Here is a 19,475-nt window from a genome sequence, read left to right on the forward strand (position 1 = left end):
GGGACTTCCCGGCCATGTCAGTACGTACCTCGTCAGTACATACCTCGTCAGTACGTACCTCTCGCTCAGGAGGTGGGGGCGTCGAGGTGGTGGAAGGTGGGGCGGGGGTGCATCAGGAAGTCGTGGTGGGAGATGTTCCAGGCGTAGGCGCCCGCCATCGTGAAGGCGAGGCGGTCGGCGGCGCGGAGGGTGGTGACGGGGGAGCGGTGGGCGAGGACGTCCTTCGGGGTGCAGAGCTGGCCGGAGACGGTGACGGTCGGGCCGGTGGTGGCCGGGCGGGGCCAGGGGTGCGGCCAGGGGGCGACGGGGCGGACGGTGAAGGGCTGGGAGTGGCCCCGGGTGGCGGGGGTGCGCAGGTGGTGGGTGCCGCCGCGGACGACGGCGAAGTCCTCGCCGTGGCTTCGCTTCACGTCCAGGACCTCGGTCGCGTACCAGCCGCAGTAGGCCGTGAGCGCGCGGCCGGGTTCGATGCGCAGGGTGAGTCCGGGGTGGGCGTCGAGCAGTTCGGCGAGGCCCTCGCCGAAGGCCGTCCAGTCGAAGCGGGCGGACGGGTCCTCGTAGTCCACGGCCATGCCGCCGCCGACGTTGACCTCCTCCAGTGCGAAGCCGTGCCGCTCGGCCAGCGCGGCGGACCACTCCACGATCCCGGCGGCGACGGCGAGGTGTTCGGCGGCGGCCAGCCCGCTGGCCAGGTGGGCGTGGATGCCGCGCAGCCGTAGCCGGGCGAACTCGGGCGTGCCGAGCAGCCGCAGGCACTCCGGCACCTGGTCCGGGTCGAGGCCGAACGGGGTCGGACGCCCGCCCATGGCCAGGGCGACGGAGTCCAGAGTGCCGTCGCCGACCGGCAGGTTGACCCGCAGCAGCACGTCCACCGGCCGGGTGGCGGCCGCGGCGAGCCGGCGCAGCTCGTGGACGCTCTCGACGTGCCAGCGGTGCACACCCGCCTCCACGGCGGCCGCGATCTCGGCGGAGGTCTTGCCCGGCCCGCCGAAGGCCAGCGGGGCGCCCGGCACGGCGGCGCGGACGTGGGCCAACTCGCCTCCGCTGGAGACCTCGTAGCCGTCCACGGCCTCGCGCAGTGCGGCGAGCACGGGCGCCTCCGGGTTGGCCTTGGCCGCGTAGTACAGCTCGACGCGCGGCGGCAGCGCGGCCCGGACAGCGGCGGCGTGCGCACGCAGCTCGCTCAAGTCGTAGACGTAGGCGGGCAGTTCCTCGGGCGCGAGGGTGTCGATGTGGTGCAGGGCGAGCTCGCTCATCGGGTCACGCCCCGGGCGGCCTCGGCGAGCACGTCCTCGGCCAGCGGCGAGGAGAGTCGTACGTACCCGGCCTCGCGGTCGGCCTTGCGCTCCCAGCGGGTGAGCAGGTTGGCCTTCGCGGGCAGCGGGACGCCCGCGAGCAGGGCGGCGAGCCTGGGCGGGCGGCCGTGCGCCTCGCCGTACTCCGCCAGGACCGCCCGCACCTCGGCCCACAGGGCGGGTTCCAGGTCGGGGTGGAGGTCGGCGACGGCCGCGAGCAGTTCGGAGAGGTGGTTGACCAGCAGGCAGTAGACGACGCGGTCCCAGCCGCGCTGGGCGTCGTACGTCATCGGTCCGGCGACGTCGGCGGGGAGCCGTTCGAGGAGGGCGGCGTTCTGCTCGGGCACGAGCTTGGTGCCCTCCAGGTCGCGGAGGAGCGCCTGGGCCGGGAGCCCGGCGGCGTCGACGCAGACCAGCACGTTCTGCAGGTGCGGCTCCAGGACCACGCCGTGGTCGAAGTAGGCGGCGAGCACCGGCGGCAGGACCAGCCGCAGGTAGGCGGCCCACCACTGTTCGGCCCGCTCGGGGCCGGCGCCGTCGAGCAGCCGCGAGATGTGCGCCGAGCTGGTGGCGTACTCGTCGGCCACGGCGGCCGACAGCAGCGGCGTCAGGCCGGGTCGTACGACGCCGGCCAGCCCGTCCCGGACGATCAGGCCGAAGCCCTCGAACAGCGTGGTGTCGGCGGCGCCGTCCGCGCCCGGCAGGGCGAGGGTACGGAAGGCGGGCTCGCGCAGCATCGCGGTGTCCGGGAAGCGGGCGGCCAGGTCGGCGAACGGCTCGTCCAGCAGCCGGGTGAGCTGGACGGCGCCGGTCAGCTCGTAGGCGGCGTTCTTGCGCAGGCAGTTGGTGATGCGGACGTTGAGGCTGAACTTGAGGAAGGCGTCGGCGCCGTGCAGGGTGCGCACCGAGGCGGTGGCGGTGAACTCCTCGCCGCGCGGACCGAGGTCGATGACGTCCCCGCGCTCGATGGCCTCCCGCAACAGCGGTTCGTCGCCCAGGAGTTCGTACTGCCAGGGGTGGGCGGGCAGCAGGGTGTAGCCCTCCGGGACCTCGCCCAGGCCATCGAGCACCGCGAGCGCGGCCGGGTCGGCGGTGTCCTGGGCGATGTACTCGCTGCGGACCGCGAGATGGCGCAGCCGGAACGCGGCGCGGGCCTCGGGCGCGTACGCGGCCCAGGTGGCGCGGTCGGCGCCCTCGGCGGAGCGGGACTTGGGCGCCGGGTGGAAGCGGTGCCCGAACACCAGGGCCTGCTCGGACTCCAGGTACCGCCCCTGGCCGGTCGCCGGGAGGTTGCCGATCGCCGGCCGGTCGGACAGGGCGGCGGACACGCCCTCGTGGCTGGACGCCAGCTGGGCGAGGAACTCCTCGTTCTCCACGCCGCTGCGCAGGGTCAGCTCGGCCCGGACGTGTTCGGCGAGCTCGCGCCAGCCCAACTCGCGCCAGCCGTCGGGGGCTTGCTCGAAGACCGGCCCGGTGAACCGGTGCGCTCCGATCAGCGAGGTGCGGCGCAGGGCGACCCGCAGCAGGGCGCCGCGGCGCGGCAGGCGCAGCAGCAGGTGGCCCTCGTCGACGGCGGTCTGGTGCTCGGGCGCCGAGACCTCCCGGACCAGGCAGTTGAGCAGGGTGTGGGCCACGGCGTGGTCGGCCGAGGGCAGCCCGGTCGGGGCGGCGGCCGACTGCGGGCGTGCAGTGCGGGCGGTCATCGGGGGCTCCTACGGGTCAGGAGGGCGAGCAGGGCGGCGGCCAGGGCGGCGGCGGTGCCGGTGACGACGGGGGCGGCCGGTCCACCGCTGCCGTTGGCGAGCGCGGCGGCGAGTCCGGCGGCGACGGCACCGCACTTGGAGACGGTTTCGCGGGTGCCGAACATCCGGCCCGGGGCGCGGCCGCGGGCGGCTTCGGCGGTGAGGACGGCGAGGCAGACCAGGCCGAGGGTCATGCCGAGCCCGAGCACCGCCCGGGTGAGGGCGAAGGTGAGCAGGGAGTGGGCCGGGGCGTGGCCGGCCAGTCCGAGGGCGACCAGGGCGAAGCCCAGGGCGAGCCCGGTGCCGGGCCGCTCCTCGACGAGGCCGTGCAGCCGCCCGGCGGCGAACAGGTAGACCAGGTGCGGCAGCGCGAACAGCAGGCCCGCGACAGTGCCGTTCACGCCCGGCAGCCGCTGCTGCACCAGGGTGATCAGGTAGGGGAAGGAGATGATGGTGGCGAAGACGAAGGCGAACTCGAAGGTGTAGAGCAGCTTCAGTGAGCCCGGCGGGTCCGTCTGCGCGGTGCCCTCCGCGTTGCCTCCCGCGGTGCCTCCCGCGTTGCCTTCCGCGTTGCCTTCCGCGGTCCGGGTGGCGGCCGGTCGGCTCGGCTCAGGCAGGAAGCCGAGCAGGGCGGCGGCGGTCAGCGGCAGCAGCGCCATCACCAGGTACTGCCGGTGCGGGTCGATCCACGGCGACAGCGCCCCCACCAGGATCGGCGCCGCGACCAGGGCGGCCCGGGCGCTGCCCTGCATCAGGGTCAGCGCCCGGGACAGCCGGGAGCCGTCCAGCGCCGAGGCGAGGTAGCCGTTGGTGGCGGAGAAGGTGCCGCCGAGGACGCCCTGGAGCACCAGCGCGAGGGTGAACGCGGGCAGGCTGTCGGCGGCGCCGGCGAGCAGGAAGGAGACGCTGAGGCCGAGTTGGGCACGCAGCAGCAGCCGCTTCTGGCCGAAGCGGTCGGCCAGCCGGCCCCATAGCGGTGCGCCGAGGGCGGTGAAGACCGTCGGCACGATGTAGAGCAGGCCGGCCCAGTGCCCGTCGTGGTCGCCGAGGCCGGGGAGGATCTCGGTGAGGTAGGGCGGCAGGCCGAGGGCCGCGAAGGAGGCGACGAAGTAGCAGGCGGCCACGGCGTTCACCTGGCGCCGGTCGAGTCCGACACCGCCGGCCGGCCGCGCGAGCGTCTCGGCGGTCATCGTGAACCGCCCTTCGGTAGAAGGGTGTTGGGCCGCAAGCGGTCGGGCAGCAGGTAGTTGGGGCCGTCCGTGTAGTGCTTGTTGATGTCGGCGGCGCCGCTGCGCTCCTTGCTGAGCAGGGTGCCGGCGCTCACCATGGCCTTGACGGGCAGCCGTTCGGCGTCCAGCAGGTTCGCGCGCAGCGGCCGCCCCGCCGGGCCGAGGCGGTCGACGGCCTCGGTGAGGATCTCGCGGAGCAGCCCGAGGGTGCGCTCCAGCGGTGCCCGCTCGTGCGCGGCGAGGCCGAAGGCGAGCGACGCGGTGCACAGGTGGCCGGTGATCGTGGTGAACAGGTCGGTGAGGGCGCCGTCTTGTTCGCCGAGAATCCGGGGATCTCTGAACTCGGCGGCCAGGGGCGCGAGTTCGCCGATCCGGGTGGTGTTGATCCGGGGCCCGTCGTTGTCCTTGTAGAGCAGCCGCAGGCCGGTGCCGTCCAGGACGAGCGAGGTGTTCTGCTGGTGCGACTCCAGGGCGATGCCGTGGCCGAACAGGGTGGTCTGCCAGTCGACCAGCAGCCGCACGAGGTCCTCGTACAGCCCGAGGACGGAACCGCCGTAGAAGCGGTCGGCGAGCTGGTCGATCACCAGCCGCCCGTCGGGCGCCTCCGCGAGCAGGGCGGCCAGCGGCACCGTGACGGTCTCGTCGAGGCCGTCCGGGTAGCGGCGCAGCAGGACGGCCAGCAGCTCGTCCTCGGCGTGCGCGTAGAGCTGCTCGTCCGCGTGCAGCACCCGCCCGGCGAAGCGCGGCTCGCGTGCGAGCACGGCCTCCACCAGCCGCTGTCCGACCGCCCCGTTGACCAGGGTGACGGGCTTGATGGTGCGCCGGTTGCGCAGGCCCAGGGTGGCGGTGGCGAGCGGGAGTTTGAGGTGGCAGCCCGGATCGCGGGCGACGGCCACGGTGCGCATGGACAGCGTCGGCAGCACGCTGAGGTACGGCTCGGGGGCGAGCACCGAGCCCGGCGCGATCCGCTCGAAGTCCTCGCCCGCGGTGAGCGGGTGGACGGGGACGGTGAGGAACTCACCGGGGATGCCCAGTTGTTCGGCACTCGGCCACCAGGCGGGCAGCGGGCCGCCGCCGCGTACGGTCAGCCGATCGGCCGGGACGGCGAGCCAGCGCAGCTCGAAACTCGGGTGGAACTCCGGTGCGTGGGCACGCAGTTGCGGCTCGGTCAGGCCGGAGCGGCCACGCGCGGTCGGGTAGACCGGGTGGTCGAGGAAGGCGGCGAGGGCCTCGAAGCCGAGCGAGGCGCCCGGGCCCGTCCACTCGGCGGTGTCCTTGCCGTAGCGCTCGGCGAGTGCGGCGTTCACGGCCGGCCGGACCTCGTCGTGCAGCCGCATGGTGGCCAGGGTCTGCCGGCACTCCTCGGCGAAGGCCAGGTGGCCGGGCCGGTCCAGCGGGTCGGCCAGGTCGGCGAGGCGCTCCAGGATCGCGGGCAGGCTCGTGAGCGGCTCGCCGTTCACTTCCAGCAGGGGCAGTCGGGCGGCGTGGTCGCCCTGGAAGCCCTCGGGGGCCACGGGCAGGGCGAGCGTGCCGGAGCCCAGCCAGGGGCCGTCGGCCCGCTGCTCCAGGACGCCGCCCGCGCGCAGGCCGAGGACGTCCTCGCGCAGCAGTGCGGACAGCACCCGGAGGGTGAGCCGGTCGGAGGGGCTCACGGCGTGATCTCCCAGCGGTTGGCGGCGATGAACTCCGCCACGGCGGCGTCGACCGCGCCCTGGTCCGGGCCGACGGCCCAGACGATGCCCAGGTAGTCGCGGTTGGTGCGGTACAGCTCGTGCCGGGCGCCGAGCTCGCGCACCGGGCGGTAGGAGAGCACGACCCCGTCGGCCCGCCCCTCGAGCAGCGGCCCGGGCGCGGCGGTGAGGACGCCGGCCCGGTCGGCGCAGACGCGCTCGTGGCGGGCCCGCCGGTCGGTGCGCGCGCCGAGGCCGGCGGGCAGCGCCTCGCCGAGGTGGGCGCGCAGGACCAGCTCGAAGTACGGGAGGTCGAGGATCTCGGCGAGCATCAGGTCGCACTGGTCGCCGATGGCACGGTAGTTGACCTCGATGATGCGCGCCCGGCCGTCCGCCTGGAGGACGAACTCGGTGTGGCAGGCGCCGAGTCCGACACCGAGCGCGTCGAGCTGGGCGAGCAGCTGGTCGACCACCGGCTCCGGGTGCGCCGGGGTGAAGGTCAGCACCTCCTCGATGAAGTCCGGCGGCAGGGAGAGCCGGGTGCGGAAGCCGCCCAGGACGTGCCGGGTCAGGCCGTCGCCGAGGGTCTCCAGGGTGCACAGCTCGCCGGCCAGGAACTCCTCGACGACCAGGGTGGCGCCGGGGCGGCGCTGCTGGATCTCCTTGACGCGCAGGGCGAGTTCGGCGCTGTCGGCGACGAGGGTGACGTCCTCGCTGGCGACGCCCTCGCGGGGCTTGAGGATGCACGGGAAGGGCGGGGTGAGCGCGCCCGCGTCCTGCCCGGGCGCCAGTTCGGCGGACCAGACCCGGTCCAGGCCGGTCTCGGCGAGGTGGCGGCGCAGCTCGCCCTTGTTCTTCGCCCGCAGCGCGGCCTTCCAGTCCTTGCCGGCCAGGCCGAAGTACTCGGCGACCAGGGCGGTCTGGGTCTGCAGGTGGTCGCTGTTGCTGAACACCGCGTCGGGCGCGTGGTGTTGGGATATCGCCCCGATCACCTCGCGGAAGTCCTGCACGTCGCAGTCCATCACCTCCGCCTCGAACTCGGCGTCGGCGTAGGCGCGTCGGTGATCCTCGACGTGGTCGGTGAGGACGGTGACGTCGAGCCCGAGCCGGGCGGCGGCGGGCAGGAATCCCCGGGTGACGGAGTCGGTGGGGTTGAGAGCGAGCAGGTAGAGCCGCAAGGCAGGTCCTCTGGTGGCGCAGGCGGAGGGTGGTGCGGGCGAGGGTGGTTCAGGCGCAGGGTGGTGCGGGGCGCGGGGCGGTGCAGCCGGAGGGGGCCCGGGGGCGGACCCGTCTGTGAGGTCCGCCCCCGGTGGGGCGGCTACTACTTGGGCGCGTCCACGCCCGCCGCCTTGGCGATGTCCACGAGCATCGCGTCCGCCGCTTGCACACCGATGCCCGACATCCAGGTCTCGTCCGGCACGGTGAACACCTTGCCGCCCTTGACGGCGTTCAGGCCCTGCCAGACGGCCGTCTGCTGGACCTCGCTCTCCTTGGTCTTGGTCGGGTCGTCGGCGGTGGTGACGAACAGCAGGTCGGCGTCGGCCTGGCTGATCTGCTCGGCGCTGACCTCGATGATGTTCTTGTCCACGTCCTGCGAGGCCGGGCGGGCCAGGCCGACGTCCTTGAGGACGACGCCGCTGTACGAGCCCTTGGCGTACAGGCGGGTCGGCCCGGCCACGAAGCGGACCACCGAGGCCGTCGGCATCGTCCCGTTGTTCTTCGCCTTGATCGCCTCGCCGAGCTTCTTCGCCCGCGCCTCGTAGTCGGTGAGCGCCTTCTTCGCGTCGTCCTCCCGGCCGAGGGCCTGGGCGTACAGCGCGAGGTTCTCCTTCCACGGGAACCCGGTGGTCTCCGCGAGGACGGTCGGGGCGATGGCGTTCAGCTGGTCGTAGATCTTGGCGTGGCGGACCTTGGAGGACAGGATCAGGTCGGGCTTGAGGGAGGCGATCAGCTCCAGGTTCGGCTCGTTCATCGGGCCGACGTCCTTGGTGTCCTTGATCTTGTCCTTGAGGTAGTTCGGGAACCCGCCCTCGGTCTTCATGTGCGGCGAGACCGCGCCGACGGGGGTGAGGCCGAGCAGGGTGACGTCGTCCAGCTCGCCGCTGTCCAGCACCACGACCCGCTTGGGCTGCGCCTTGATCTCGGCCGTCCCGGCGGCGTGCTTGACGCTGCGCGGGAAACCGGCGGCGGTGCCGGCGGGCGCGGAGGCGGCGGCGGAGGAGTCGCCGGACTTGGCGTCACCGCCGCTGCCGCAGGCGGCGAGCAGCGTGGCCGAGAGGGCGACGGCGAGGACGGCGACGGGGAGCCGGCGGTTCATGGGGGTTCCTTGGGGGTTGCTTCAGGGCAGGTCGAACAAAGCGGGATAATAGGTGAGCCTTACCTAAGTCCGTCAAGTCCGGCCCTGAAAACCCAATGGTCCGCCGGACAACCGGCGGACCATCAGAGGACATCGGGGGGCGTCCCTCGAAGCGGTGCGGAGCGTGAACTGCGGGCGCTCAGGCGGGCGGCGACTGCCTCCGCTGCAGCCACAGCCCCGTCAGGGACACGGCAACGGTGAGCGCCAGCGCCAGCAGGGCGTCCACGCGGGAGTCCGCCAGGACGATCATCACCGCGTACAGCCCGAGCAGCGCCAGCAGCGCCGCCCAGGTGAGCCCCGGGAACAGCCAGCGGGCCCGCCTGCTGGATGCTCACACCCGAACCGACGAACAGCCCGGCGCCGACGGCGCCGCCGATGCTGATCATGACCCGCCTACTCGCCGACCACCCCGGCGGCACCGAGGCCCGCAGCACCCCCGACCAGCGCCACCGCGCCCTCACCACCGCCATCGAGTCCCACGACCCGGCCCGCGCCCGCGAACAGTTCACCATCCACGCCGAAGCCACCGCCGACCTCTTCCTCCCCTTCGTCCAGCAGCCACCCCACCCGGCCTGAGGAGAGCACGGGCCGATCCTCCCGGCCCGGAACATGGGATGGTCCGGAGGGGGGAGTTGATGCCACACGGGCCCTGTGGGTGGGCGTCACCCGTTACGCAGGTGACCGGGGAATCCGGCGGGGCGGCAGGCGCTCCCTCACCGCATGATCGTCATCAGCCGCGGTCGTCGCCTCGAAGGGTTCCCGGCATGTTGAAGGTGAGGTTGGAGAAGTCCCGCCCCTGGACGACCGGGCCGTTCTGAGTCCCGCCGCTGATGGTGTTGTGGACGGAGCCGGCTGAATCGGCCTCCGCCTGGGTCCGCCATTCGTCGAGGAGTACGCCGAACTCCGGGTCCAGGGCGGCCCGTACACCGAGGACGGTCGCCAGCGCCTGGGCCCGTCCGGGGTCGGTGGGGGCCGCTTCCAGGGCTGCGAGCTCCACCTCGCCCGAGCTGACTCCGGGCAGTTCCTGCTGCTCCTCCCCTCCGCCACGGCGGAACGGGCGCCGCACCAGGGCGGCGAGCCCTTGCCATGCCTGGCGTCCGACCTCACCGGCGACGCCGCCGGCGATCGCCGTGAGAGTGGCGGCGGTGATCGGGTCCATCGCGGTGCTCCTTCGTTCCTCGGTGTCGGCTTCTACACGATAGGGAGATCCCGTCCGGGTGGCACGGGTTTCCCCCGATCGGGTCTGCGAAGCGAGGGGCCGGATATCGACCGCGGCGTCATTCCTCCCTGCGGGACCTAGTGTTGGTCCCATGTCAGAGGAGACGCGCAACAGCCTGGACGGGCGGGCGGAGACGGTGGTCCAGGCCCGGAGCATCGGGGAACTGCACTTCCACGAGCACGGTGGCCGGCCTTCGAGACCGACGCCGTATCAGGTCCCGCCTTTCACCCTGCCGTTCGAGAACCGCCAAGTCGAGCAGGACCGCGTCGACCGGGCCGTGGCGGAGCACCCCGACGACGCAGGTCCGCTGCTGGTGTCGCTGACCGGGATCGGCGGCATCGGCAAGACGGCCCTCGGGTACCAGCTGGCACGCCGGTTCGCCGACCGTTTCCCGGACGGTGTGCTCCACGTCGACCTCGACGACCTGCGCCTCGACGGCGTGGTGGATGTCGCTGACGCCGTCGGCGGGATGCTGACGGCGTTGGGGGTGCCGCCGGAGTGGTTGGAGCGCGGCGCCGCCGAACGTTCGAAGCAGTACTGGTCGCAGACCCGGGACAAACGGCTCATCGTCCTCGTCGACAACGTGCGGTTCGGCAGCGAGGTCCGAGCGTTCCTGCCGGCCTCGGGCCGGAGTCTGGTGATCCTCGCGAGCCAGGCGCCGCTGCACGACCTCGACGGGACGGCTGCCGTGGAGGTGGCTGTCGGCCCGCTGTCGCTGGACGACGCGCTGCGCCTGCTCGGGAACATCGTGGAGGACCCGCGGCTACAGGCCGAGCCCGACGCCGCCGTGCGACTGGCCCGGGGTTGCGGAGGACTTCCCGCCGCGCTGCAAGTGGCCGGGCAGTGGGTGCGCAAGTACCGCCGGCGGAGTCTGTCCCGGCTGGTCGAGGAGCTGACCGCCGAACTGCACGGGAAGGGGATTCCCATGGTGGAGGCCGTCTGGGACGCCGCGTACGAAGGGCTGGCGCCGGCCGCGGCGCGGCTCTACCGACTGTTGCCGCAGCACCCCGGGCCGGCCCTCGGGGAGTCTGCGGCCTCCGCCCTGCTCGGCGTCGCCCCCGAACGGGCCGCGGACGCGTTGGAGGAACTGGAGGCCGCCGGCCTGCTGGAGTACCGGCCGGACGGGTACCGCATGCACGACCTCCTGCGTGGCCACGCTGAACGCAGAGCCCGGCAGATCGATCCGGACGGCACGGACGGGGCGGCCGCCCGGTCTTCCGTCGTCGGGTGGTACCGCAGGCAGGCGGCCCGCGCGGATCTCGCGGCGGCCGGCCGCAGGATGACCTTCGCGCCGCCCGTGGAGCCGGTCGGCCCGGAGGTGGCCGACGTGGACTTCCCGGACGCGGCGGCGGCCTACCGCTGGCTGGAGTCGGCGCGGCTCGCCCTGTTCGGGTGCGTGCGGACCGCGGCCGGGGACGGGCACTACGAGGACGCCTGGGCGCTCTGCGAGCCGCTGTGGACCCACTTCCTCGACCATCCGCACTACGCGGACGTGATCGACGCCTTCCGGTTCGGGGTCGCCGCCGCAGACCGGAGCGAGTTCCTCCCGGCCATGGTCCGTATGCGGTGCCAGCTGGCCCGCCCGCTGTGGGAGCAGGGATTCCACGAGGAGGCGGCCGAACACATCGATCACGCGCTGCGGGCCTCGCGCCTGCTGGACGGCGTGCTCCCCGACCGGGCGCAGGCGCGGAGACTGCAGGCGTCGGTCATGGAGTTCAACGGGCTGCTGAAGTCCTCGAACGGTGATCTGAGCGGGGCCGCCGTCGAGTTCGAGGCGTCCCGGGCGGTGCATGCGGAGATCGGGAACGAGTACGGAGTGCTCCTGCAGACCTATCTGCTCGGCCGGACCGCTCTGGCAGGTGGTGACCTCGACGATGCCGTTCGGCTGCTGGAGCGGAGCCACCGGATGGCGCTTGACCAGGGCCGAGGCCGCATGTCGTCGCGTTCGGGTTTCGAACTCGGGCGGGCACTGCGGCTGTCGGGGCGTGGGCAGGAAGCGGAGGTGCTGGTCCGGGCCGCGCTGGACGGGGCTCGCGAGCGGCGATCGGGTACCGACGAGGTTCGGGTGCTGGAGGAACTGGCGGTGCTGGTGGAAGACCGGGGTGACCTCGCCGAGGCCGAGCAGTACCGGGCGGCCTCTCGGCGACTCCGGGACGGAGGCTGAAGGGGCGGGTGGTCAGAGCTCGTGGTCGAGGTCAGCGGGGGAAGGAGGGCCCAGGTGGACGAGCACGCTGAGCGGCCCCGCTTCACAGGTCAGGACGACCGGGTCGGCGGAGGCGGCCGGTGCCGTAGCCCCGAGCCAGGCGTGTACGGCGGAGACCGCCGCCACCGGATCGATGCGTGACACCCGACCCCCGGCCCGTCGAGGCTCCACCCGGATGCTGAAGAGCCCGTGCGAGCGGTGCCTGAGGAGGCACCGCTCGGCGGACAGGACCGCGGCGGCCGTACGGCACAGCGGTGCCTCCTCCAGGACGTGAGCCGTCCAGCCGGCGGCGGTCCAGGTGGTGGAGGCCGTTCGCGGATCGGCTGGGCCTGTCGGGCCGGTCGGCCGGGCGCACCGCCACAGCACGGCCGCGCTCTGCAACGCTCGGGGTCCGGCCTTCGGGTGCTCGGCCGCGAGATGGTGCACCGTGTGCGGGGTCTGCGGTGGGAAGCGCTCCACGCCGATCAGGAGACCGTTCACCTCCGTTCGGACGGCGTGGGCCATCGGGCGACGGGCCCCACCGTCCGGGGCGGGGAACGCCCGGGCCTCCGCAGCGGCGGCGACCGGGTGCAGGCCGAGCATGCCGTAGAGCCTTCGTTGCAGTCGCGGTAGCGCCTCGCCCTGTCGTGCGAAGGCGGCGTCTGCGACCGGGCGGGTGTCCCGCCCGACGGCTTCCGACAGGACCTCCTCCAGTCGCCGTGCCTCGGCGAGCCGGGGAGCCCGCGCGAGCAGTCGCGCCATGGGGCTACCGGGGAGCAACTCGTCCCCGCCGTCGTACGCGTTCACGACCGGACGGCCGAGCGCGGCCGCGTACAGGGCGGTGGATCCGTGATCGGTGACCACGGCATCCGCCGCGACCAGGAGTGCGGCCCACTCCTCGTACGGCCGGGAAAGCACCAGTCCTGCGGCCAACGCAGGGGCCAGCCGGCGGGACAGGTCGAACTCGCCGATCCGGCTGTGCTCGTTCGGGTGCAGGACCAGGGCGATCTGGAAGGCGTCCTGGGGCAGCATGGCGACGAGTTCGCCGGGCAGCTCGGGCCGTCGGGACAGGAGGGACTCGGGTCCCCAGGTCGAGGTGAGCACCATCAGCCGTCGCTGTCCCGTGCCCAGGGCGTCGCGGTAGTGCGCGCGGTGGTCGGCCGAGGCCAGGAGCCGGTCGAGGGTGGGATCTCCGACCACCCCGGCCCGGCCTGCCAGGGAGGGGCAGTGGTGGGCCAGAAGGGCTACCTGATCGTCATGGGCGAGGGCGTGCAGGTCGGCCCAGGGGATGCCGCCGGGGAGCAGGTAGGCGGGATCGAGGCCAGACGGTACGCCGGGTGAGCCGTCGTCGCGGACGGCCTTGTTGAATCCCGCCCCGTGGGGGAGCAGGACCCGCGGGCCGGAGAGCTCGCGCAGCTCACCCTTGGGGCTCGCGGCCAGCACCAGGTCGTGGTCGGTGCGGAGGGCCTCCCCCCACGGCATGGTGCGGGCACCGGACCGGTCGAGTGCGGCGAGGGCCGCGACATCGAAGTCGGAACCCGGGACGAGAGTGAAACGGGTGGTGATGCGCTGATCCCCGAGGAACACCGGCAGCACGTCCAGGAGCCGGTGAAGGGCCCCGGCGGAACGCGCCGCGATCAGGACTGCCCGCTGCCCGCTGCCCGCTGCCCGCTGCCCGCTGCCCGCTGCCCGCTGCCCGCTGCCCGCTGCCCGCTGCCCGCTGCCCGCTGCCCAAAACTGTCGATTTTATCGGATTGAGTGGATTCGGTACAAGGGCGTCGTGGGGAGGCGGACTCGGCGTGTGGGCCTCGTGTGGCATATCCCGATCGTATCGATCGAAGCGCCGCCATCCTGAGGGCGCCTTCCAGTAACGTGACCTCGTCGGCGATCCGGAAGGCGGTGGGCTGCGTGAGCGGGCCGGAGAACGCGGAACACTCCGTGCCGCAACACGTGGCCAACAGCCTGCCGGGGACCGTTCACGGCCAGATCGCCCAGGTGGGCAGCGTCCACGGCGGCATCACCTTCAACTACCACTCCGCGCAGGCCCCGGACCAGGTGCCCCGCCGTCCCGATCAGGTGCCCCGGCCGCCGCACCGCTTCGTCGACCGCGAGTGGGCGCTCGCCGAACTGGACGGCGCGCTGGCCGGTGCGGAGGAGACCGGGGGCTGCCCCATCGGCGTGTTCAGCGGCCTGCCCGGGATCGGGAAGACCGCCGCCGCCCGGCAGTGGGCCCATCGCCACCGGGAGCGTTTCCCGGGCGGCCAGTTCTACGTGGACTTCGGGGCTCTGGCGGGCGGTGCCGGCGGGGACGTCTCGGAAGCGCTCGCGATGTGTCTGCGCGGCCTGGGTGTGTACGACTCCTACCTGCCGGCCAGGCTCGCCGACCGTGCCGCGCTCTACCGCACCCTGTCGGCGGACCGGCGGATGCTGGTGGTCCTCGATGACGTCAGCCGTCCGGCGCAGGTCACCGCGCTACTGCCCCAGGGTGCCGGCAGTGCGGTGCTCGCCACCAGCACCTGGCGGTTGGGGGAACTCGCCCTCGACGGGGCCGCGCTGCTCCACCTCGACGTGCTCGACCGGGAGAGCTCGCTGGAACTGCTGGCTGCGCTCTGCGAACAGCGACGGGTCGACGCCGAGCCGGAGGCCGCGGCGGAATTGGTCGGGCTGTGCGGGGGTCTTCCGATGGCGGTGCGGCTGTGTGCCGCCCGATTGCTGACCCACCGGCGGCTGACGATCGGCGCGCTGGTCGGTGAACTCGCCGACGAGCAGAGCCGCTTCGGTCGAATCGGCGCATCGTCCGGCCGGGAGGAGCGCACCATGGTGGCCGCACTCGAAGTCGTCTACCGGGACCTCTCCGACACCGCCGCGACGGTCTACCGAGCTGTGGGTTGTCTGCCCAGTCGGGCGTTCGACACCGCTCTGACGGCGCTGGTCTCCGGGTACTCCCGGGAGGCCGCCCAGGAGGCGCTGGACACCCTCGAAGCGGCGAGCCTGCTGACCGCGACCGAAGACGGCCGGTACTCCGTGCACGACTTGGTCAGGCTGCACGCGCGGGAGATGTCCCGCCGGCTCGACCCGCCCGGTACGGAGCGGGAGGTGGTCCGCCGGGTGAGCGGTCACTACCGAGCCCTGGCGCTGCTGGCGGACCTCGCGGTCCGCGCCGACCGCCTGAGGATCACCGAGCCCGTCGAGGTACTCGGAGCCGGTGTTCGCGAGCCGGGGAGCGGTGACGCCGGGCCGTTCGCGAACTCGGAGAGTCCCCGGCGGGACGCCCTGGACTGGCTGGAAGCCGAACGCGGTGACGTCCTCGCCGTTCTCAGGGCCGCCGCGGCGTTCGGGTTCGACCGTCAGGCGTGGCAGCTGGCGGAGTCGTTCACCGTGCTCTTCCTGCACCACCGGCACCTGGCGGAGTGGCGCGAGTCCCTGGAACTGGGAGCCGCCGCGGCGAACCGCGACGGGCAGCCGGCGGCCGAAGCCAGGCTGCGCAGCCTGCTCTCCCGGCCACTGCTCGACCTGGGCCGGGACGACGAGGCGCGGGAGCATCTGGAGGCCGCGGACCAGTTGGCGGTGGAATCGGGCCGCGTCGTCCTCCAGGCATCGGTGCAGGAGTTCTTGGGCCGATACTGGGACCGGCACGATCCGGCCCGCGCGGCCGACGCGTACCGAGCCTCACTCATGCTCAACCTCCAAGCCGGAGAGGGGCGCGGTGCCACGCTGGCCCGGTACTTCCTCGGCTGTGCGCAGAGCGTCGGCGGCGATCACGCCGCCGCCCTGGCCGCGCTCGCCGAAGCGAGGGAGGATTTGCTCGCGCGGGGCGATGCGCGGATGGCGGCGCGGGTGCTGGCCGACCTGGGGCGGACGAGGGCACGCCTCGGCGACGTGGCCGGGGCGGTGGCCGATCTGCGGCAGGCCGTCACGGAGCTGCGCGGTGAGGGAGCGTCTCACTACGAGGCTCGGGCACTGGAGGACCTCGCGGACCTGCTCGATGATCCGGCCGAGGCGCGGGACTGTCTTCGTCGGGCTCTCGTGGTCTACAAGGAGGGCGGCAGTCCTCGGGCGGCGGACGTCCTGTCCCGGCTCGTCGGCGACTGACCGGTCGCGGAGGAGCGCAGGGACTGGAGCAGCAGTTCCCGGCTGAGCGTTCCGTGACGCATCGTCACCGTGATGCCGTCCGGGGGAATGCCGAGACGTAGACAGGCGTACACCGCCGCGGCAGCGGCTCCCGGGTCCGGGCATGAGCCGGTGGCGGCGGTGACCTCCAGCGTGCCGCCGCCGCGCACACCGACCAGGCACCCGTTCTCCCCTGAGAGGGCGGCCAGTCGGGCACCGGGGAAGTCGGACAGCAGCCCGGCGATCCGCCGCCGTCCGTCCTCGGCGGCGAAGACGGACGCGCGGATCAGGACGGTGGTGGCGCTCTCGGCGAGGCGCGTGTCGGGCTCGTCCACGTCGCAGGCCAGATGACGGAAGGAGTCCGCGGTCTCCGCCGCTTCGCCCGCCAGCGCGGCCGGGAAGCGGTCCAGCTCCACCTCGATCGCGTCGGCCCGAACACCGGTGACCGTGGTGCGGACCAGCAGGGAACAGGGCGGTGCGGCGCCCGGCGGCGGTAGCGGGAAGGCGCGGGCTGTACGTGCGGGCCGTTTGGGAGGAGTCAGGCCGAGCAGGTCGTAGACCGTCTCGCGGAGCCGGGGGAGCGCCTGGCCGGGGGTGGTGAACGCCGCGGAGGTGACCTGCGTGTAGCGGCCCGGGCGGTGATCGGCCAGGGCCGTCCGGAGTTGTCCGGGCAGGGGCCTCGCGGTGTCCAGCCATGGCGCCGCGGTACGCAGGGCCCAGCCCGCCGTTCCGGGGACGGCCTCGGAGCCGAAGGCGGCGAGCAGCACCGGGCGTCCGATCGCCGCCCCGTACATCGTCACCGAGCCGTGGTCCCCGATCACCAGGTCCGCGGCGATCAGAGTCTGCTGCCAGCCGTCCGTCGGGTCGACGGTTGTCAGTCCTGCCTCCACCGCGGTCCGCTGGAGGACCCCCACCTGCCAAGTGCCGTGCCCGGACCACACGTTCGGGTGGAGCACCAGGGCGACCCGGTACTCGTCGGCCGGGAGCTGCGCCAACAGCTCCGCGGGCAGCCCGGGGTGGCGTCCGGCCAGTGCCTCCGTACCCCAGGTCGAGGTCACCAGTACCAGCCGCTGACCGGGGAGCAAGCCCAGGGCGGACCGGTACCGCTCCCGCCATCGCTCACTGGCGAGGAGCCGGTCGTAGCAGGGGTCTCCCACCAGTACGGTCCTACCGGCGGTGCCGGGGTGAATGGACGCGAGCTGGGCCTCCTGGGCGGGGTGTGACACCGCGAGCCAGGCCCGGCGTGCCGCCAACAGTGCGTCCGGGACCAGGCCGGACAGCCGCGTGCCCGGGCCTGCCGAGTCCGGGACGTGCTTCTGGAAACCGATGCCGTGGGGCAGGACCAGGACCGGGTACTCCCCCGGCGGGACGGTGAGGTTCTCCGACGCGGAGATCAGCAGGTCAGGAGGACACTCCGCCAGCTGCGGCCACGGCATGGTGCGACAGCCCAGCGAACGCAACAGGTCGAGGACGCCGTCGTTGAACGCCGAGGTCGGGTCGTACGCGAAGACCACGGTGACCCGGGCGTCGTCGTGGAGTATCTCGGGAACCACGTCCAGGACGCGCACGAGCGAGGTGACCGTGCGCGCGGCCACAACCACGGTCCGCTCGCTTTCGAAGGTCCGCCAGCGGTGGGCATCCGCCCCTATGGGGACGTGAATGCGCTCATGGGGATCCATCGTGCACCTCCGCTTGACCGCAGGATCCCACAGCGCCGATCAGGCGGCTCGCGGCTCGCGGCTCGCGGCTCGCGGCTCGCGGCTCGCGGCTCGCGGCTCGCGGCTCGCGGTATCCTCCTCTACCGCATAGCGGTATGTAGAGCAACCGTTTCACCTTCCTGCTGCCAGAGGCGGGCGACGCCGAGCCGTGAACAGGCTCCGTTCAGGCGGCCAGCCTATCCGGTCCTGAGAAATGCGCTGGTCAGGAGTATGGAGCGCCTACTCGAACCAAACAGGAGTCCAGGCGACCCCGCCCCGGCCGACCCGTCCGGCCCACTCCGGCACGCGGGCGCGCCCTCGTCCTGCTGAGCTGTGGCAGGAACCTGCTCTTCGACGGAGGACCACGTGCCGGACCCGACCACCTCCTACAGCGACCTGCGTGCCCTGGTCATCAACTGCACCCTCAAGCGCTCCCCGGAGCGCAGCCACACCCAGGGGCTGATCGACGTCAGTACCGGCATCCTGCAGCGCCAGGGCGTCGCGGTGGAGGTGCTGCGCGCCGTGGACCTCGACATCGCGACCGGTGTCTGGCCGGACATGACCGAACACGGGTGGGAGACCGACGAGTGGCCGGTGATCTACTCGCAGGTGATGAGCGCCGACATCCTGACACTGGCCGGTCCGGTGTGGCTGGGGGACAACTCGTCCGTGATGAAGAGGGTGATCGAGCGGCTGTACGCCTGTTCCTCGATCCTCAACTCCCAGGGGCAGTACGCCTACTACGGCCGGGTCGGCGGCTGTCTGATCACCGGGAACGAGGACGGCGCCAAGCACTGCGCGATGAACGTGCTGTACAGCCTCCAGCACCTGGGCTACGTCGTCCCGCCGCAGGCCGACGCGGGCTGGGTGGGTGAGGCCGGGCCCGGGCCGTCCTACCTGGACGAGGGGTCGGGCGGGCCGGAGAACGACTTCACCAACCGCAACACCACGTTCATGACTTGGAACCAGCTGCACCTCGCCCGCATGCTCAAGGACGCAGGCGGCATCCCGGCGTACGGCAACCAGCGCTCCGAGTGGGACGCCGGCTGCCGCTTCGACTTCGAGAACCCCGAGCACCGCTGAGGCGTCGCCGGGCCGGTCCTGCGGTCCTGCGGTCCTGCGGTCCTGCGGTCCTGCGGTCGTGCGGTCGAGTGTCGAAGACGGATTCGTGCGCGAGAGGCGTCATCAGAGGCGTTCGGTGGCAGCATGGGTCGCAGTGACCACGCCAATTCGCAGGGGGAACCGATGATTTGGTTGCGCACCGCCATTCGCCTCGCCGCCGTGACCGCCGTCGCCGCGGGCAGTCTGGCCCTCACCACCGGGGTGGCGTCGGCCGACGGCACCTATCCCGCCAACGTCCCCGGCTGTGCCGGCGGCATGAACGTCCAGTACTACAACGGGCACGACTGGGTGCAGGGCTACGTCATCTCCACGACGGGCAGTTACTGTACGGTCTACCTCCACCAGTCGAACGGCCGCTGGTCCAGCGCCTACAGCAACGTCAGCGGCGAGGAGCACTACACCCTCCAGCTCCAGGATTCCGGAATCACCTCGTACGTCACCGTGTGCAACTCCGACACCGGTCGGTGCGCCACCAGCGCCTCGTACTGACGGACCAGTGCCGCCGGGGCACGCACCTCGACGGCTTCTCGTCGGTCGTCAATCGTCAGACACGCCCTGAGCGGCTCACGGCGCAGCACCGCGCAGGAATCCGATGGCCGCCTCCACCCCGCAGTCCGTAGGGTCGGCGACATGACCTACATCACCGTCGACCCGGCGACGATCACCCCCGCGATGGCCGCCCAGATCCGCACCTGGCGCGTGGACGAGGACCGCACCTGGCGTTCCGTCGCCCGGGCCGCGACCGACCTGTGGGGCTCCGAGTGGGGCAGCAACCAGATCTACGGCCGCGACCTCTGCGTGGCCGCAGCGACGATCATGGGTGAAGACCCCGACCAGGAGCCATGGAACTGAT

The 19,475-nt window shown here is 72.8% G+C and carries 15 protein-coding genes; 6 read left to right on the plus strand and 9 right to left on the minus strand.

Annotated elements, in window-relative coordinates; all coding sequences use genetic code 11:
- Positions 1-65 precede the first annotated feature (65 nt).
- The 6 genes from ACIBCA_RS31325 to ACIBCA_RS31350 form a co-directional block, all read right to left on the minus strand.
- Positions 66-1,256: a type III PLP-dependent enzyme gene (locus tag ACIBCA_RS31325; RefSeq protein ID WP_396286428.1), complete on the minus strand. Its 1,191-nt coding sequence runs from the start codon at positions 1,254-1,256 to the stop codon at positions 66-68.
- Entirely contained in the window at positions 1,253-2,998 is a 1,746-nt protein-coding gene (locus ACIBCA_RS31330; protein ID WP_396286429.1) for an IucA/IucC family protein, read from the minus strand. The genes ACIBCA_RS31325 and ACIBCA_RS31330 overlap by 4 nt, the downstream gene beginning before the upstream one ends.
- Positions 2,995-4,227 (minus strand): MFS transporter, encoded by a 1,233-nt coding sequence (locus ACIBCA_RS31335; RefSeq protein WP_396286430.1) that lies wholly within the window; start codon positions 4,225-4,227, stop codon positions 2,995-2,997. Before ACIBCA_RS31335 ends, ACIBCA_RS31330 begins: the two co-directional genes overlap by 4 nt.
- Positions 4,224-5,918: an IucA/IucC family protein gene (locus ACIBCA_RS31340; RefSeq protein ID WP_396286431.1), complete on the minus strand. Its 1,695-nt coding sequence runs from the start codon at positions 5,916-5,918 to the stop codon at positions 4,224-4,226. The genes ACIBCA_RS31335 and ACIBCA_RS31340 overlap by 4 nt, the downstream gene beginning before the upstream one ends.
- Entirely contained in the window at positions 5,915-7,114 is a 1,200-nt protein-coding gene (locus tag ACIBCA_RS31345) for an acetyl-CoA carboxylase biotin carboxylase subunit family protein (protein ID WP_396286432.1), read from the minus strand. Before ACIBCA_RS31345 ends, ACIBCA_RS31340 begins: the two co-directional genes overlap by 4 nt.
- Before the next feature lie 143 nt (positions 7,115-7,257).
- A complete protein-coding gene (locus ACIBCA_RS31350; protein WP_396286433.1) occupies positions 7,258-8,253 on the minus strand; it encodes an ABC transporter substrate-binding protein in 996 nt (331 codons plus the stop codon).
- Between the two features lie 423 nt (positions 8,254-8,676).
- Here ACIBCA_RS31350 and ACIBCA_RS31355 point away from each other — a divergent pair, with 423 nt between their 5' ends.
- On the plus strand, positions 8,677-8,868 hold the full coding sequence (locus ACIBCA_RS31355; protein WP_396286434.1) for a hypothetical protein: 192 nt from the start codon (positions 8,677-8,679) through the stop codon (positions 8,866-8,868).
- A 154-nt stretch (positions 8,869-9,022) separates the two neighbouring features.
- Here ACIBCA_RS31355 and ACIBCA_RS31360 read toward each other — a convergent pair whose 3' ends face one another.
- Positions 9,023-9,451, minus strand: coding sequence for a hypothetical protein (locus ACIBCA_RS31360; RefSeq protein ID WP_396286435.1), 429 nt, complete (start codon positions 9,449-9,451; stop codon positions 9,023-9,025).
- A 151-nt stretch (positions 9,452-9,602) separates the two neighbouring features.
- Here ACIBCA_RS31360 and ACIBCA_RS31365 point away from each other — a divergent pair, with 151 nt between their 5' ends.
- Positions 9,603-11,675 carry an NB-ARC domain-containing protein gene (locus tag ACIBCA_RS31365; protein ID WP_396286437.1) on the plus strand — a complete coding sequence of 691 codons (2,073 nt, stop codon included), beginning with the start codon at positions 9,603-9,605 and terminating at the stop codon, positions 11,673-11,675.
- A gap of 12 nt (positions 11,676-11,687) precedes the next feature.
- On the opposite strand, the gene ACIBCA_RS31370 is transcribed toward ACIBCA_RS31365, so the two are convergent.
- Positions 11,688-13,289 carry a translation initiation factor 2 gene (locus tag ACIBCA_RS31370; protein WP_396286438.1) on the minus strand — a complete coding sequence of 534 codons (1,602 nt, stop codon included), beginning with the start codon at positions 13,287-13,289 and terminating at the stop codon, positions 11,688-11,690.
- A gap of 342 nt (positions 13,290-13,631) precedes the next feature.
- On the opposite strand from ACIBCA_RS31370, the gene ACIBCA_RS31375 reads away from it, so the two are divergent.
- Complete coding sequence (locus ACIBCA_RS31375; RefSeq protein WP_396286439.1) at positions 13,632-15,785, plus strand: NB-ARC domain-containing protein; 2,154 nt, start codon at positions 13,632-13,634, stop codon at positions 15,783-15,785.
- Here the strand turns inward: ACIBCA_RS31375 and ACIBCA_RS31380 are convergent.
- The gene (locus ACIBCA_RS31380) at positions 15,725-17,398 is read right to left on the minus strand and encodes a CDP-glycerol glycerophosphotransferase family protein (RefSeq protein WP_396286440.1); all 1,674 of its coding nucleotides are present in this window, start codon (positions 17,396-17,398) and stop codon (positions 15,725-15,727) included. The genes ACIBCA_RS31375 and ACIBCA_RS31380 overlap by 61 nt on opposite strands.
- 468 nt (positions 17,399-17,866) lie before the next feature.
- On the opposite strand from ACIBCA_RS31380, the gene ACIBCA_RS31385 reads away from it, so the two are divergent.
- From ACIBCA_RS31385 to ACIBCA_RS31395, 3 genes are all read left to right on the plus strand, one after another.
- Entirely contained in the window at positions 17,867-18,583 is a 717-nt protein-coding gene (locus ACIBCA_RS31385) for a flavodoxin family protein (RefSeq protein ID WP_396286441.1), read from the plus strand.
- A gap of 171 nt (positions 18,584-18,754) precedes the next feature.
- On the plus strand, positions 18,755-19,111 hold the full coding sequence (locus tag ACIBCA_RS31390) for a hypothetical protein (RefSeq protein ID WP_396286442.1): 357 nt from the start codon (positions 18,755-18,757) through the stop codon (positions 19,109-19,111).
- Positions 19,112-19,252: 141 nt separating this feature from the next.
- Positions 19,253-19,474 carry a hypothetical protein gene (locus ACIBCA_RS31395; RefSeq protein ID WP_396286443.1) on the plus strand — a complete coding sequence of 74 codons (222 nt, stop codon included), beginning with the start codon at positions 19,253-19,255 and terminating at the stop codon, positions 19,472-19,474.
- The last annotated feature ends 1 nt before the right edge of the window (position 19,475 follow it).

This window comes from Kitasatospora sp. NPDC051170 (genome assembly GCF_044455705.1).
In the GTDB taxonomy this organism is placed as follows: Bacteria; Actinomycetota; Actinomycetes; order Streptomycetales; family Streptomycetaceae; genus Kitasatospora.